Here is a 14,806-nt window from a genome sequence, read left to right on the forward strand (position 1 = left end):
CGCCATGGGGTACGTGGGTGGGGTGAAGTAGGGATAACCCCACCGTTGTCCGACGCGGCTGCTTACCGTCCCATTAGCAGGGCCTAGACTCCCGTGCGTACAGATCGTCGAACAGGTTCGAGGGAGCGAGGGGCGGACGTGGCGGACGTGCGGAGCGTGCCGGAATCGACCGTTCTCGCGTCGGAGTACTTCGAGAGCTATTCAGTGGTCGGACTGCTCGCCGTCATCGGCGTGCTGTTCGTTGCCGTCGCCTTCGGGGCCGGCCGACTGCTCAGGCCCGTCGTCCCGACGCCGGAGAAACTCCTCACCTATGAGTGCGGTGTCGACCCTGTGGGAGAGGGCTGGGCGCACACTCAAGTCCGTTATTACGTCTACGCCTTCCTGTACGTGATCTTCGCCGTCGATTCGATCTTCCTTTTCCCGTGGGCGACGGTATTCGCCGCACCCGGATATGGGGCGACGACGCTGGTGGAAATGTTCATCTTCCTCGGCTTCCTGGCCGTAGGACTGCTCTACGCATGGAAGAAGGGCGTCCTCGAATGGGCGTGACGAGCGAACCGCAGCCCGGACCCGTCGCGCTGCCGGACCCGACGCTGCTGGAGCCCAAGAAGCTCGGTGTGCTGTCCCGGCTCGCACCCGAACCCATGAAGGTGGTCCTGAACTGGGGCCGGCGCTACAGCCTCTGGGTCTTCAACTTCGGGCTCGCCTGCTGCGCCATCGAGTTCATCGCCGCGTCCATGGCACGGCACGACTTCATGCGGCTCGGCGTGATCCCGTTCGCTCCTGGCCCTCGCCAGGCCGACCTCATGGTCGTGTCCGGCACGGTGACGGACAAGATGGCCCCGGCCGTGAAGCGGCTGTACGAGCAGATGCCCGAACCGAAGTACGTCATCTCCTTCGGGGCCTGCTCCAACTGCGGCGGCCCCTACTGGGACTCGTACTCCGTGACGAAGGGCGTCGACCAGATCATCCCGGTCGATGTGTACGTACCGGGCTGCCCGCCCCGGCCGGAGGCCCTGCTCCAGGGCATCATCAAGCTCCAGGAGAAGATCGCCCGCGAGTCGCTCGCCGAGCGGTACGGCACGGCCGACGCGGGCCGCCCCTCCGCCGCCGCACTCCGCAGCGGCCTGATCGAGGCACCGGCGGTCCCCACGGGACCGACGGCATCCGGGGAGAAGCAGGCATGACCGCGAACACCTCCGACGCCTCCGACGCCGCGATCCCCTCCGGCGCCGCGAACCCCGCCGCCTCGGACGCCTCCGACACGTACGACCGGCTCCCCGACGCCGTCACCGAGATCTTCGGTGAGGGGGCCACGGGCGAGTCCGCCTACGACCTGCTGACCGTCGACGTCCCGGCGGCCTCCTGGACCGCCGCCCTCGAAACGGCCCGGGACGAGCTGGGCCTCAGCTACTTCGACTGGCTCAGCGCGGTCGACGAAGCGGACACGGGCTTCCGGGTCTGCGCCCATGTCGCGGCCCCCGGTGCGGGCCGGGTGCGGCGCCTGCTGCTCCGTACGACCGTCCCGCACGACGCGCCCTCCCTTCCCACCGCCCGCGGCGTATACGCGGGTGCCGACTGGCACGAGCGCGAGACGCACGAGATGTTCGGCATCGCCTTCGAGGGCCACCCGCATCTGGTCCCGTTGCTGCTGCCCGAGAACTTCGAGGGCCACCCGCTGCGCAAGGACTTCGTCCTGGCCGCCCGGGTCGCCAAGGCCTGGCCCGGCGCGAAGGAGCCGGGCGAGTCCGAACACGGCGGCCCCAAGCGGCGCACCATGCTGCCGCCGGGCGTCCCCGACCCGAACGAGTGGGGCCCCCTGAAGGGCCAGCTCCCCCCTGCCCCGGCCCGCCCGGCCCGAGCGGCCCGCCCAGCAGGCGACCGCCCGGCCCGCCGGACCGCCCCCACGCCGGAGGGCGAAGCGACGACGCCCCCGGCCGCCCCCGCGCGCCGCAGCCGCAGCGTGTCCCAGGGCTCGGCAAGCCAGAACCCGCCGCGTAGCCCGGACGCCCCCTGGCACGACGCACCGGAGACCGAGACGAAGACACCGAGAAGGGGCGAGGGGGAGGGCCCGGCCACCACCCCGGACTCCACCGAGGCCAGTGCGTCCACCGAGGCCACCGACCCCAACGCGTCCACCGAGGCCGCCGACCCCAACGCGTCCACCGAGGCCGCCGCGCCCACCGGCACACAGCCCAGCACCCCCGACCCCGGCCCCGAGCCCGACACCACCCCCGACCCCCACCACCCCACCGGAGGCGACCCCGCGTGAACGACGTACTCGACGTCGCCCTCCGGCTCCTCATCGTCTTCGCGGTCTTCATGCTCGCCCCCCTCATCGTGGGCCAGACCGAACACAAGGTGATGGCCCACATGCAGGGCCGCCTCGGCCCCATGTACGCGGGCGGCTTCCACGGCTGGGCCCAGCTCGCCGCCGACGGCGTGAAGTTCGTACAGAAGGAGGACATCGTCCCGGCGGAAGCCGACCGGCGCGTCTTCCAGCTCGCCCCCGCCGTCGCCCTCCTCCCGTACCTCCTCGTGCTCGTCGCCATCCCCATCGGCCCCAGCGAGGGCGCGGTCGGTCAGGTCGTCGACGCGGGCATCTTCTTCGTGCTCGCCGTGATGGGCGTCGGCGTGCTTGGCGCCCTCATGGCGGGCTGGGCCTCGGCCAACAAGTTCTCCCTCCTCGGCGGACTGCGGACCGCCGCGCAACTGCTCGCGTACGAGCTGCCGATGCTGCTCGCCGCCGCCTCCGTGGCCATGGCGGCGGGCACGGTCTCCCTTCCCGGCATCCTCAACGCCTTCGAGTGGTGGTGGCTGCCCTGGCAGATCGTCGGAGCCCTGGTCTTCTTCGTGGCCGGCCTCGCCGAACTGCAACGCCCCCCGTTCGACATGCCGGTGGCCGACTCGGAGATCATCTTCGGCGCCTACACCGAGTACACCGGTCTGCGTTTCGCGCTGTTCCTCCTCGCCGAGTACGCGGGCATCGTCGTTCTGTGCGGACTCACCACCGTCCTCTTCCTCGGCGGCTGGCACGGCCCGCTCGGCGCCGACGGACTCGGCTGGGTCTGGACGCTCCTCAAGACCGCCGTCCTGGCCTTCGTCGTCATCTGGCTGCGCGTCAGCTACCCCCGGCTCCGCGAGGACCAGTTGCAGAAGCTCGCCTGGACCACGCTCATCCCGCTCGCCCTCGCGCAGATCGCGCTCACCGGCATCGTGAAGGTGGCGATCAACTAATGGCTCCGATCCCCGGCTCCGGCCTGGCCAAAGGTCTCGCCGTCACGCTGCGGACCATGACGAAGCGCACGGTCACCGCGCAGTACCCCGACGTCCAGCCCGAACTGCCGCCCCGCAGCCGGGGCGTCATCGGACTGTTCGAGGAGAACTGCACGGTCTGCATGCTCTGCGCCCGTGAGTGCCCCGACTGGTGCATCTACATCGACTCCCACAAGGAGACGGTGCCCGCCGCCGCACCGGGCGGCCGCGAGCGCAGCCGTAACGTCCTCGACCGCTTCGCCATCGACTTCGCCCTCTGCATGTACTGCGGTATCTGCATCGAGGTGTGTCCTTTCGACGCGCTGTTCTGGTCGCCGGAGTTCGAGTACGCGGAAACCGACATCCTCGAACTCACCCATGAGCGCGACAAGCTCCGCGAGTGGATGTGGACCGTGCCGGAACCGCCGGCGCTCGACCCGGGCGCCGAGGAGCCGAAGGAACTCGCCGCCGCCCGCAAGACGGCGGAAAAGCTGAAGACCCAGCAGGCCCAAGAGGCCCAGGAATCCCAGCAGGCGCAAGAAGCCCCACAGCCCCAGCAGCCCCAGGAACCCGGACAGGAGGGCCAGCAGTGACCCTCGCAGCCGCAGCACCCGCCGCAGCCGCCGCGTCCGCCGCCTCCCACCCCGGATTCCTCTCCCCGACCGGCGTGGAGATCGCCTTCCTCCTGGTCGGCCTCGCCACCTTCGGCGCAGCCGTCATCACCGTCACGACCAAGCAGCTCGTGCACGCCGCACTCTGGCTCGTCGTGGCGCTCGGCGGCATCGCCGTCGAGTACCTCCTGCTCACCGCCGAGTTCATCGCCTGGGTGCAGGTACTGATCTACGTCGGTTCCGTCGTCGTCCTCCTCCTCTTCGGGCTGATGCTCACCAAGGCCCCCATCGGCCGCTCCCCGGACGCCGACTCGGGCAACCGGTGGGCCGCCCTGGCCGTGGCCGCCGCCGCTGCCGCCGCCCTCGTCTGGGTGGTCGTGGACGCCTTCCGTACCACCTGGATCGACCTCGAAGGACCGGCACAGGGCTCCACCGACGCCACCGGAGAGTTCCTCTTCCGGCACTGGGTGCTGCCCTTCGAAGCGCTCTCCGTCCTGCTGCTCGCCGCCCTCATCGGCGCGATCGTCCTGTCCCGCAAGGACCGAGAGGGCAAGAGCCACCGAGAGGACAAGAGCTGATGCACCTCGCCTATCCCGCCGTGCTCGCCGCCCTCCTCTTCTGCACCGGGCTGTACGGAGTCCTCGCCCGCCGCAACGCGATCCTGGTCCTGATGTCCGTCGAGCTGATGCTCAACGCCGTCAACCTCAACCTGGTCGCCTTCGACGTGTGGCTGCGCGACGCGCTCCACTCCGGCCAGGCCCTCACGCTCTTCACCATCGCCATCGCCGCGGCCGAGATCGGCATCGGCATGGCGATCGTCCTCGCCGTCCACCGCAACCGCGGCACCTCCGACGTCGACCGCCTCCGCGACACCGCCGAGACCGACGCGGCCGAGACGCTCCCCGGTGACGAGGACATCCACGGCACCGAAGACCAGGCCACTGCTCCGGCAGGGAAGGCAAAGAAGGCTGAGGCCACCGCGTGACCACCACGACCCTCGCCGCTCTCGTCCCCCTCCTGCCGTTCCTCGGTGCCGCGACGGGCCTGCTCCTCGGACGCTCGGCCCCCGGGTTCGTGCGCCCCCTCGCCGTACTGCCCACGCTCGCCGCCGCCGTGCTCGCCGTCGTCGTCGCCGCACGTCAGGGCGGTGGCCGGGCCATCGACGCCGCCACCCAGCTGACACCCACCGGCTCCGTCCCGATCGATCTCGCCCTGCACCTCGACGGCTTCGCGGTCCTCGTGGCCGTGCTCGTCGGACTCGTCGCCACATGCGTGCAGATCTACTCGACCGCCTACCTGCGCGACGACCCCCGCTACCCCTCGTACGCGGCCCTCGTCTCCCTCTTCACCTCCGCGATGCTGCTCGTCGTCTACTCCGGCGACCTGATGGTGCTCCTGGTCGGCTGGGAGATCATGGGCATCTGCTCGTACTTCCTCGTCGGCCACTACTGGGAGACCCCGGAAGCCCGGGCCGCCTCCCTCAAGGCCTTCCTGGTCACCAAGCTCGGCGACGTCCCCTTCCTCATCGGGCTCTTCGCGCTCGCCGCCGACACCGGCACCTTCCGCATCACCGGCATCCTCGGCGCCGTCGCGAACGGCGGCCTCGACCACCCCACCCTCATCGCCCTGCTGCTCCTCGCGGGCGTCGCGGGCAAGTCCGCGCAGTTCCCCCTGCACACCTGGCTGCCCGACGCGATGGCCGGTCCCACCCCCGTCTCCGCGCTCATCCACGCGGCGACGATGGTCGCCGCCGGTATCTACTTCGTGGCCCGGCTCCTCCCCGTCTTCGCCGCATCCGGCGCGGCCCTGGTCGTCCTCGCCGTGATGGCCGCCGTCACGATGATCGGCTCCGGACTCGCCGCCCTCGCGCAGGACGACATCAAGCGCGTCCTCGCCTACTCGACCATCGGCCAGCTCGGCTACATGGCGGGCGCCCTGGCCGTCGCCGACCGCGGTGCCGCCGTCTTCCACCTCATCTCGCACGGTGCGTTCAAGGCCGTCCTCTTCCTCGCCGCGGGCGTCGTCATCCACGCCGCCGGGACCAACTCGCTGGCCGCCATGTCCCGTATGGGCGGCCTGGCCAAGCGCATCCCGGACGCCTACTGGACGATGACCGTGGCCCTCCTCGCGCTGGCCGCCATCCCGCCGTTCGCCGGCTTCTTCTCCAAGGAAGCCGTCCTCGTCGCCGCCGAGCACACCGCACTCGGCGACCGTGACGTCGCCCCGGCCGCCGCGGGCTGGACGATCCTCGTCGCCGGACTGCTCGCCGCGGTCCTCACCGCCGCGTACGCCACCCGCCTCTGGCTCCTCGCCTTCAAGGGGCGTGGCCCCGAGGTCCCCGACCACGGCAGGCAGCCCGCCGCGATGACCTCCGTCCTCTGGCTCCTCGCCGTCCCCACCATCGGCTTCGGACTGACCGTCGGCGTGATCACCGACTGGTTCGACGGCCACAGCCTCACCCCCTCCGTCACCACCGCCGTCCTCTCCACGGGCGTCGGACTCGTCGGCGGCCTCGTCACCTACGGCGCCTGGCGGCACACCACCGCCCTCGCCGCCCGCACGCCGGCCGGCATGGTCGTCGCCCACCCCGACGCCGAACCCGCGCTTGTCGAGATCGAGGCACTGACCGCGCACAGGGCCGCCTACGGTGCCGCAGGTGACGCCCCCGACCCCGCGGACCCCGGCCGGCTGCTGCTCGGACCGCTCCACCACCACGCCGCCGCCGGCTTCCACCTCGACGCGCTGTACGCGACGCTGTTCGTCCGGCCCGTCGAGGCCGCCGCCCGCCTCGTCCGCTTCCTGGACCGCGAGGTGGTCGACACCTACGTACGCGGTTCCGGCACCGGCGCACGCTGGCTCGGCACCGCCGTCCGCCGCGCCCAGACCGGCAACGTGCAGACCTACCTCAGCGCTCTGCTGGCCGGTTCCCTTGTCCTGGCGATCGCCGCCGTCGTTTTTGCCAACGTCAACGCCGGGTCGTGACCGTGATCGATATCAGCGAATCCGTGATGCAGTTCCTTCTCGCGTTCATCGTCGTCGGCCCGCTCCTCGGCGCCGCCGCGGCCCTGCTCCCCGCCCCGCCCGGACTGAAGGGCAGGAACCCCGGCCAGGCCGTGCTCCGCCACGGGGTGACCGTCACCGGCGTCGTCCTGCTCGCGTCGATCGTCCTGGCCATCGGCTTCGACCACGACCAGCCGTCGAAGATGCAGGCCACCACGGACATCAGCTGGATTCCGGCACTCGACGTCCGCATCCACCTCGGTGTGGACGGCATCTCGCTCCCCCTTCTCGTACTGACCGCGCTGCTGACCTTCCTCTGCGCGCTGTACAGCTACTTCAAAATGCCGAAGGGCCCGTCCCCGAAGGCATTCGTCGCACTGGTCCTCGTCCTGGAGTCCGGCACCCTCGCGACCTTCGCCGTCCTCGATCTGCTGCTGTTCTTCCTGGCGTTCGAGATGGTGCTCATCCCGATGTACTTCCTCATCGCCCGCTGGGGCGGCGAGAGGAAGCAGGCCGCCGCCTGGAAGTTCATCCTCTACACCCTGCTCGGCTCAGTGGTCATGCTGCTGGGCCTGCTCCTCATCGGTCTGAAGAGCGGCACCTTCGACATGGTGGCACTCGCCACTGACAACGGCCGGGGACTCACCTCGTCCGTGCAGGTCATCGCGGTCCTGGCCATCGGGATCGGCCTCGCCGTGAAGACCCCGATGTGGCCGCTGCACAGCTGGCTCCCGGACGCCCACACCGCCGCCCCGACCGTCGGCTCCGTCCTGCTCGCCGGGGTGCTGCTGAAGATGGGCACGTACGGGTTCGTACGCATCCTGCTCCCCGTCGCCCCCGACGGGATGCGCACCTTCGCGCCCTACCTCGCCGCGTTCGCGGTCGTCGGCATCATCTACGGATCGCTCGCCTGCCTCGCCCTCGTCCGCCCCGGCGCCAAGGGCGATCTCAAGCGCCTGATCGCGTACTCCTCCGTCGGCCACATGGGCTTCGTGCTGCTCGGCATCGCGACCATGACCCCCACCGGGGTCAACGGCGCGCTGTTCGCCAACATCGCCCACGGCCTCATCACCGGCCTGCTGTTCTTCCTGGTCGGTGCGGTCAAGGACCGGTACGGCACCGCCGATCTCGACACCCTCGCCGGTGCGACCGGAGCCGCGCTCTACGGCCGGGCCCCCCGCCTCGGCGGCCTTCTCGCCTTCGGTGCGGTCGCCTCGCTCGGACTCCCCGGCCTCGCCGGATTCTGGGGCGAGATGCTCACCCTGTTCGGCGCGTTCGACCCCGCCGACGGACTCAGCCGTCCCGCCTTCCGCACCTTCATGGCGATCGGCGCACTCGGCACCCTGCTCACCGCCGCGTACATGCTGCTCGTCGTACGCCGGGTGTGCATGGGTGAACCCGCCAAGCAGCAGCCGCACACCATCGCCGACATCCAGACCTACGAATTCGCCGCCTGGACCCCGCTCGTCGCCCTCACCGTCCTCGCCGGACTCTGGCCCGCCGTCCTCCTCGGCCTCACCGACCCGGCCGTGCAGAAGCTCCTCGCAGGAGGCAAGTCGTGACCGCAGCCGTCGTCACCACCGCGGCCGAGAGCACCACGAGCCTCGTCCAGTCCGTCGACTGGCTCGCGATCGCGCCCCCCGTCATCGCCGCCGCGATGGCCCTCGGCGTGCTCGTCGCCGACCTCTTCATCAGCGAACGGCACAAGCCGCTCCTCGGCTACGTCTCCATCGCGGGACTCGTCGCCGCCCTCGCCTTCCTCGTACCGATCCGCGCCGGCGACCGTTCGACGTTCTGCGTCGCGGGCCCCGCCGACGCGTGCAGCTACACCGCCGACCACTTCGCCCTGGTCATCCAGGCCCTCGTACTCGGCGGCGCCCTGCTCACCGCCCTGCTCTCCCTCGACGACACCCGCAAGCTCCCCGCGGGCGAGTACTGGTTCCTGCTGCTCTCCTCCGCGGCCGGCGCCGCCCTCCTGCCCGCCGCCCGCGACCTCGCCACGCTCGTCGTCGCCCTCGAAGTCGCCTCGCTCCCCGCGTTCGCGCTCGTCGGCATCAAGCGCGGCGACCGGCGCTCGTCCGAAGCGGCGCTGAAGTTCTTCCTGTCCTCCGTCGTCGCCACCGCCGTCATGCTCCTGGGCGTCGGCTTCGTGTACGCGACGACCGGCACCATGCACCTCACCGAGATCGCGGCCCGCCTCGACGACGTACCGGGCCAGTTCGACACCCTCGTCAAGGCGGGTGTCGTCCTCACCCTCGTCGGATTCGCGTTCAAGACGGCCGCCGCCCCGTTCCACTTCTGGGTCCCCGACACCTACGTGGGCGCGCCGCTGCCCATCGCCGCGTATCTCTCCGTCGTCGGCAAGGCGGTCGGCTTCTCCGGCCTCATCCTCGTCACCGTGATCGCGTTCCCGTCGTACGCCGACGTCTGGGGACCGGCCGTCGCCGTCCTCGCCGCGCTCACCATGACCATCGGCAACGTCGCCGCACTCCGCCAGAGCGCCACCCGCGCCCGCAGCGCCGTACGCCTGCTCGCCTGGTCGTCCGTCGGCCAGGCCGGCTACCTCCTGGTCCCGATCGCGGCCGCCGCGTACTCCAGCGACGAACAGATCGGCTCGACCGTCGCGTACGCCCTGATGTACGCCGTCGTGAACCTCGGCGCCTTCGCGGTGGCCGCCCTGGTGGCCCGTACGCACCCGGGCAACCGGATCTCCGATTACCGGGGCCTGTACGCCACCCGCCCCCTCGCCGCGTTCGCGATGGGCTTCTTCCTGCTGTGCCTGGCCGGTCTGCCGCCCGGCATCATCGGCCTCTTCGCCAAGGTCACCGTGTTCTCGGCGGCCGTGGACGCGGGGCTCGGGTGGCTCGCGGTCGTGATGGCCGTCAACGTGGTGATCGCTCTGTACTACTACCTTCACTGGACCGCGACGCTCTTCCGGGCGCCGGAGGCCACCGAAGGCGCCACCGAGGCCCCCGCCGCGCCACGGCTGCGGATCCCGGCCCCTCTCACCACCGCGATCGTCCTCACCACCGTCGCCGGCATCGTCCTCTCCGGCGCCCCGCAGCTGGTTCTCCGGTTCGCCGCCGTCAACCTCTTCTGACCTCCAGCCGCCCAAGATCGGTTTGCCCGGAGCAGTCGGCACACGGCATGGTCTTGCCTGCTACGTCACGTATTGAGCAAGAGGAGCAACAGCGGTGCTGAACGGTTTCAAGGACTTCATCCTGCGCGGGAACGTCATCTCGATGGCCATCGGCCTGGCCGTCGGAGCGGCGTTCACGGCCGTCGTCACCGGCTTCAGCAACGCGTTCATCGTCCCGCTGATCGGCCTCTTCACCCGCGGCACCGGAGACTTCAGCAAGGCCACGTTCACCGTCGACGGCGTGACGTTCCCGTACGGCATCTTCATCAGCGCCGCCATCGCCTTCGTCATCACCGCCGCGGTCCTCTACTTCCTCGTCGTCGTCCCCATGGCCAAGGTGCAGAACCGCTTCACCACCAAGGAAGAGGAAGCGAAGGCCGACATCAAGGCCGCCCTGCGCGACTGCCCCCGCTGCTTCTCGGAGATCCCGGCCGTCGCCTCCCGCTGCGGTCACTGCACCAGCGAGGTCGAGCCGGACCACGAGGCCCTGACGCTCGCGGATCTTCCCGCCCAGCGCTGAGACAGTCGCGACGACGCCCTCCGAACACGGCACAGGCACCGGCCCGCCACCCGGACGGCCTACGCCCGCCCCCGCGCGCACAAGGGAACTAGCTCTCCTCGCCTGGCGTTGACCAGTACGGGAGGCTCCACTGAGGAGTGGAGCACCACCAAGCAAAGGGTTCCCCTGCCGCACCATCTGGAGGGCGTACCGTGCACCGCCGGCACAACGGGCTGAAAACCGCCGTACTCCTCGGGGGCCTGTCAGCACTCATCATCGTCATCGGCAGCTTCTTCGGGCGTACGGGTCTGATCGTGGCCCTCGTCGTCGCGATCGGCACCAACGCCTACGCGTACTGGAACAGCGACAAGCTCGCCCTTCGCGCCATGCGGGCCAGGCCCGTCAGCGAGTTCGAGGCACCACAGCTCTACCGCATCGTCCGTGAGCTCTCGACCGCCGCCCGACAGCCCATGCCGAGGCTCTACATCTCCCCGACCCAGGCACCCAACGCGTTCGCGACGGGCCGCAACCCGCGCAACGCGGCGGTGTGCTGCACCGAGGGCATCCTCCAGATCCTCGACGAACGGGAGCTGCGGGGGGTTCTGGGACATGAGCTCAGCCATGTCTACAACCGCGACATCCTGATCTCGTCCGTCGCGGGGGCGCTCGCCTCCGTCATCATGTTCCTGGTGAACTTCGCCTGGCTGATTCCGATCGGCCGGTCCAACGACGACGAGGGCCCCGGACTCTTCGGCATGCTGCTGATCATGATCCTCGGCCCGCTCGCGGCCTCGGTGATCCAGCTCGCCGTCAGCCGCTCCCGGGAGTACGAGGCGGACGCCTCGGGAGCCCAGCTCACCGGAGACCCGCTGGCCCTGGCCAGCGCCCTGCGCAAGCTCGACGCCGGTACGAAACAGCTTCCGCTGCCGCCGGAGCCGAAGATCGAGAGCGCGAGTCACATGATGATCGCGAATCCGTTCCGTCCCGGCCCCGGCATGTCCAGGATGTTCTCGACCCACCCGCCGATGGCCGAACGTATTGCCCGACTCGAGCAGATGGCAGGTCACCGCCCATGAAGACAATTCTGAACGTCATATGGCTGATCCTCTGCGGCTTCTGGATGTTCCTCGGCTATCTGGCCGCGGGGCTCCTGCTCTGCATCACGATCATCGGCATCCCGTTCGGGCTGGCGGCGTTCCGGATCGGCGTCTACGCCCTCTGGCCCTTCGGCTACACGGTCGTGGACCGCCGGGACGCGGGCGGCCCCTCCTGTGTCGGAAACGTCCTCTGGCTGGTTCTCGCCGGCTGGTGGCTCGCCCTCGGCCACATCGTCACGGGCATCGCCCTCTGCGTCACGATCATCGGCATCCCGCTGGGCGTCGCGAACTTCAAGCTCATCCCCGTCTCCCTGATGCCGTTCGGCAAGGAGATCGTCCGGACGGACCAGCCGTTCGCCGCCCGGTAGCAGCACCCGTCGGGATCGTCGGGCGACCCGCCGCGGACCTACAACCCGGTCTCGCGCAGGGTCAGATTGAGCCGGCCGCCACGCATGCCGCTCGCGGGCTCGGCCGTCCCGGCATACACCTTGGGCACCCCGTGGAACGCGAAACGCGACGGGCCTCCGAACACGAACAGATCGCCCGAGGCCAACTCCACGTCCGAGTACGGCCGTCCGCGGTCCTCGGTGTTCCCGAAGCGGAACACACAGCGGTCACCGATGCTCAGCGACACCACGGGAGCCCCGGAGCGCTCCTCCTTGTCCTGATGCATGCCCATCCGCGCGGCCCCGTCATAGAAGTTGACCAGCGCGGTGTCCGGCGCGTACGCCCCGGCCGCGTCCTCGTCCCCGTACGCCTCGGCCACCGCCGCCCGGCCCAAGTCGCCGAGCCAGCCGGGGAACGGGGCCACCCGTGCACCGTTCACATCATCGGCGGTACGCGCGTAGCGGTACGGCTGCCAGTGCCACCCCAGGCACACCGTCCGGACCGACATCACCCCGCCACCCGGCAGCACCGTGTGCCGCAGCGGCACGGGCCCCCGCGCCCACTCCCGGCACGCCTCGACCAACTCCCGCTGCTGCTCCACGGAGAGCCACTCGGGCACATGGACCGCACCCGGAGCGACGACGGTCCGGGGCCGGGGAAAGAGACCTGACACCGGGACACCACCCTTCACCCGTGCGGAAGCACCGCCCCGCACACCCTGCTCACCGCCCGGCCACCGGAGCACCCTCTAGCCCCAGCAGCCGCTGCTTGCGCTCCAGTCCGCCCGCGTAGCCCCGCAGGGCCCCGTCCGCGCCGATGACCCGGTGACACGGCCGCACGATCAGCAGCGGATTGCGCCCGATCGCCGTCCCCACGGCCCGGACCCCCGGCCCCGGGGACCCGACCTGCTCGGCCACGTGGCCGTACGACACCGTCGCGCCGTACGGAATCGAGTCCAGCGCCTTCCAGACACGCCGCTGGAAGTCCGTGCCCACCCCGTCGGCGTACGCGATGTCGAAGCGGGTCAGCCGCCCGTCGAAATACGCCGCCAGCTGACCGGCGATCCCGGCGAACGCCTCCGGGGCGTGCAGCCACCCCTCCTGGACCGCCGCACCGCCCTTCTGGCCCGGGAGGGACAGTGACACCAGAGCGACTCCGGGCGAGTCATCTGCCGCGCCCCCCGGCCGCTCCCCGACGAGCAGCAGCTCGCCCAGCGGACTGCCGACCTTCGCGTACATCGTCATGACCGTCACACTCCTTGCCCGTACCGCTTCCTGCCCTGCCCTGCCGAGTCTGCGACCCGCACCGCCTCACGACCGGCGGTATTCGGACATCACGTCCGGCGCCCAAACCGACCGGACACGCATACGGGGCGACCGCACCGACCGGCACGCCCGCCCCGTCCGTGACTGCCGCGCGGCAGTCACCGCACTACCGGTAGTTCGCGAACTGCACGGCGAAGTCGAGGTCCTTCTCCTTCAGGAGCGCCTGAACGGCCTGCAGGTCGTCCCGGCTCTTCGAGCTGACCCGCAGCTCGTCGCCCTGGACGAGCGCCTTGACGCCCTTGGGGCCCTCGTCGCGGATGATCTTCGCCACCTTCTTGGCGTTCTCCTGGGAGATGCCCTCCTCGATCGTGGCGAAGATCTTGTACTCCTTGCCGGAGAGCTGCGGCTCTCCCGCGTCCAGCGACTTCAGCGAGATACCGCGCTTGATCAGCTTGGACTGGAAGATGTCGAGGATGGCCTTGACCCGCTCCTCGCCGTTCGCCTCCATCAGAATCTTCTCGCCGGACCAGGAGATCGTGGCGCCCGTGCCCTTGAAGTCGTAGCGCTGGGAGATCTCCTTGGCGGCCTGGTTGAGGGCGTTGTCGACCTCCTGCCGCTCGACCTTCGAGACGATGTCGAAACTGGAGTCGGCCATGACGTGTGGCTCCTTGCGTCGGATGTGTTCGGGTACGCCCAAAGCCTAGCCATCCCAGCCCGTCGAACGAGCTGATCAATTGGGTAGCGGAGCACCCCCAGTCATCAGGTATCGTTTACGTCGTCGCCAAGGGGGTCCTCACGGACTGCCAAGGCGCTGTTCGAGGCGGTGTGCCCGAGTGGCCAAAGGGAGCAGACTGTAAATCTGCCGGCTCAGCCTACCCAGGTTCGAACCCTGGCGCCGCCACACGAACGAGAGGGCCCGTGGTCAGCAGAGATGCTGACCACGGGCTCTTTTGCGTTGCCGCTACTCGCCGATGAGCTTGAGCCGGTATCTGTCGGTCAGTTCGGCGATCCATTCGTCCGAGAACTCGAGTCCGTACTGTGTGGCCAGCTCGGCGCGCCGTTGCACGAACTCCTCGGGACCGGCCGCCGTCTCGGCGATCGTGCCCATCTCGTCGAAGAACCGCTCGAAGCCCGAGGGGGAAAGGATCTCCAGGATCCTCGCGGGTTCGGGTCCGGCGTTCCAGAAGGTGTGCAGGATCCCTCGCGGCTTGAGGATGTACGAGCCCGGCCCCGCTGTGGCCTCCTGGTCTCCCACCCGTGCACCGACCCGGCCCTGCAGGACATAGGAGAACTCGTCTTCACGGCTGTGCACATGCGGTGGAACGAGACGGCCCGGCTCGATCGGGTGCTCGACGACCGAGAACTGGTTGCCGGTCTCCTCGGCCCGGATCTTGAAATCGACCCCGATGCCTCCGAGCCAGACCGACTTGCCCTCGTCCGGTTCGATCACAAAGCGGAGAGCCTCCACGGCGACCTCCAGATGTCGGCCTTCTCCCCTTCCCGAGTTTAGTCCGGTCTCACGTTTCAGGCATGGGCACCGTGTCCGGGCGGCC

The 14,806-nt window shown here is 69.8% G+C and carries 17 protein-coding genes and 1 tRNA gene; 14 read left to right on the forward strand and 4 right to left on the reverse strand.

Annotated features, from left to right (window positions below; genetic code table 11):
* Nucleotides 1-147: 147 nt before the first annotated feature.
* From AC07FA_RS23650 to AC07FA_RS23710, 13 genes are all read left to right on the forward strand, one after another.
* On the forward strand, nt 148-549 hold the full coding sequence (locus AC07FA_RS23650) for an NADH-quinone oxidoreductase subunit A (protein WP_479078269.1): 402 nt from the start codon (nt 148-150) through the stop codon (nt 547-549).
* Nucleotides 540-1,187, forward strand: a complete 648-nt coding sequence (locus AC07FA_RS23655) for an NADH-quinone oxidoreductase subunit B (RefSeq protein WP_479078033.1) — start codon at nt 540-542, stop codon at nt 1,185-1,187. The genes AC07FA_RS23650 and AC07FA_RS23655 overlap by 10 nt, the downstream gene beginning before the upstream one ends.
* On the forward strand, nt 1,184-2,272 hold the full coding sequence (locus tag AC07FA_RS23660) for an NADH-quinone oxidoreductase subunit C (protein WP_479078035.1): 1,089 nt from the start codon (nt 1,184-1,186) through the stop codon (nt 2,270-2,272). The genes AC07FA_RS23655 and AC07FA_RS23660 overlap by 4 nt, the downstream gene beginning before the upstream one ends.
* Entirely contained in the window at nt 2,269-3,237 is a 969-nt protein-coding gene (locus tag AC07FA_RS23665) for a complex I subunit 1/NuoH family protein (RefSeq protein WP_479078037.1), read from the forward strand. The genes AC07FA_RS23660 and AC07FA_RS23665 overlap by 4 nt, the downstream gene beginning before the upstream one ends.
* The gene (locus AC07FA_RS23670) at nt 3,237-3,848 is read left to right on the forward strand and encodes a NuoI/complex I 23 kDa subunit family protein (protein ID WP_479078039.1); all 612 of its coding nucleotides are present in this window, start codon (nt 3,237-3,239) and stop codon (nt 3,846-3,848) included. Before AC07FA_RS23665 ends, AC07FA_RS23670 begins: the two co-directional genes overlap by 1 nt.
* Nucleotides 3,845-4,444: an NADH-quinone oxidoreductase subunit J family protein gene (locus tag AC07FA_RS23675; protein ID WP_479078041.1), complete on the forward strand. Its 600-nt coding sequence runs from the start codon at nt 3,845-3,847 to the stop codon at nt 4,442-4,444. The genes AC07FA_RS23670 and AC07FA_RS23675 overlap by 4 nt, the downstream gene beginning before the upstream one ends.
* Nucleotides 4,444-4,851: an NADH-quinone oxidoreductase subunit NuoK gene (gene nuoK / locus AC07FA_RS23680; RefSeq protein ID WP_479078042.1), complete on the forward strand. Its 408-nt coding sequence runs from the start codon at nt 4,444-4,446 to the stop codon at nt 4,849-4,851. The genes AC07FA_RS23675 and nuoK overlap by 1 nt, the downstream gene beginning before the upstream one ends.
* Entirely contained in the window at nt 4,848-6,848 is a 2,001-nt protein-coding gene (locus AC07FA_RS23685) for an NADH-quinone oxidoreductase subunit 5 family protein (RefSeq protein ID WP_479078044.1), read from the forward strand. The genes nuoK and AC07FA_RS23685 overlap by 4 nt, the downstream gene beginning before the upstream one ends.
* Nucleotides 6,849-6,874: 26 nt before the next feature.
* Nucleotides 6,875-8,428 (forward strand): NADH-quinone oxidoreductase subunit M, encoded by a 1,554-nt coding sequence (locus tag AC07FA_RS23690; RefSeq protein WP_479078271.1) that lies wholly within the window; start codon nt 6,875-6,877, stop codon nt 8,426-8,428.
* Nucleotides 8,425-9,966 carry an NADH-quinone oxidoreductase subunit N gene (locus AC07FA_RS23695; RefSeq protein ID WP_479078045.1) on the forward strand — a complete coding sequence of 514 codons (1,542 nt, stop codon included), beginning with the start codon at nt 8,425-8,427 and terminating at the stop codon, nt 9,964-9,966. The genes AC07FA_RS23690 and AC07FA_RS23695 overlap by 4 nt, the downstream gene beginning before the upstream one ends.
* Nucleotides 9,967-10,060: 94 nt before the next feature.
* The gene (gene mscL / locus AC07FA_RS23700; protein WP_479078047.1) at nt 10,061-10,525 is read left to right on the forward strand and encodes a large conductance mechanosensitive channel protein MscL; all 465 of its coding nucleotides are present in this window, start codon (nt 10,061-10,063) and stop codon (nt 10,523-10,525) included.
* 191 nt (nt 10,526-10,716) lie between these two features.
* A complete protein-coding gene (htpX, locus tag AC07FA_RS23705) occupies nt 10,717-11,580 on the forward strand; it encodes a zinc metalloprotease HtpX (protein WP_479078048.1) in 864 nt (287 codons plus the stop codon).
* Complete coding sequence (locus AC07FA_RS23710; RefSeq protein WP_479078049.1) at nt 11,577-11,969, forward strand: YccF domain-containing protein; 393 nt, start codon at nt 11,577-11,579, stop codon at nt 11,967-11,969. Before htpX ends, AC07FA_RS23710 begins: the two co-directional genes overlap by 4 nt.
* Nucleotides 11,970-12,007: 38 nt before the next feature.
* On the opposite strand, the gene AC07FA_RS23715 is transcribed toward AC07FA_RS23710, so the two are convergent.
* From AC07FA_RS23715 to AC07FA_RS23725, 3 genes are all read right to left on the reverse strand, one after another.
* Nucleotides 12,008-12,661, reverse strand: a complete 654-nt coding sequence (locus AC07FA_RS23715) for an alpha-ketoglutarate-dependent dioxygenase AlkB family protein (RefSeq protein WP_479078050.1) — start codon at nt 12,659-12,661, stop codon at nt 12,008-12,010.
* Nucleotides 12,662-12,710: 49 nt separating this feature from the next.
* Nucleotides 12,711-13,232: a methylated-DNA--[protein]-cysteine S-methyltransferase gene (locus AC07FA_RS23720; protein ID WP_479078051.1), complete on the reverse strand. Its 522-nt coding sequence runs from the start codon at nt 13,230-13,232 to the stop codon at nt 12,711-12,713.
* Nucleotides 13,233-13,419: 187 nt separating this feature from the next.
* A complete protein-coding gene (locus tag AC07FA_RS23725; protein WP_479078052.1) occupies nt 13,420-13,908 on the reverse strand; it encodes a YajQ family cyclic di-GMP-binding protein in 489 nt (162 codons plus the stop codon).
* 164 nt (nt 13,909-14,072) lie between these two features.
* Between AC07FA_RS23725 and AC07FA_RS23730 the strand changes: the two genes are divergently transcribed.
* Nucleotides 14,073-14,154: transfer RNA gene (locus tag AC07FA_RS23730), tRNA-Tyr, on the forward strand.
* Between the two features lie 60 nt (nt 14,155-14,214).
* On the opposite strand, the gene AC07FA_RS23735 is transcribed toward AC07FA_RS23730, so the two are convergent.
* Nucleotides 14,215-14,721 carry a cupin domain-containing protein gene (locus tag AC07FA_RS23735; protein ID WP_479078053.1) on the reverse strand — a complete coding sequence of 169 codons (507 nt, stop codon included), beginning with the start codon at nt 14,719-14,721 and terminating at the stop codon, nt 14,215-14,217.
* Nucleotides 14,722-14,806: the final 85 nt, after the last annotated feature.

It is taken from the genome of Streptomyces sp. NPDC045968 (genome assembly GCF_056430475.1).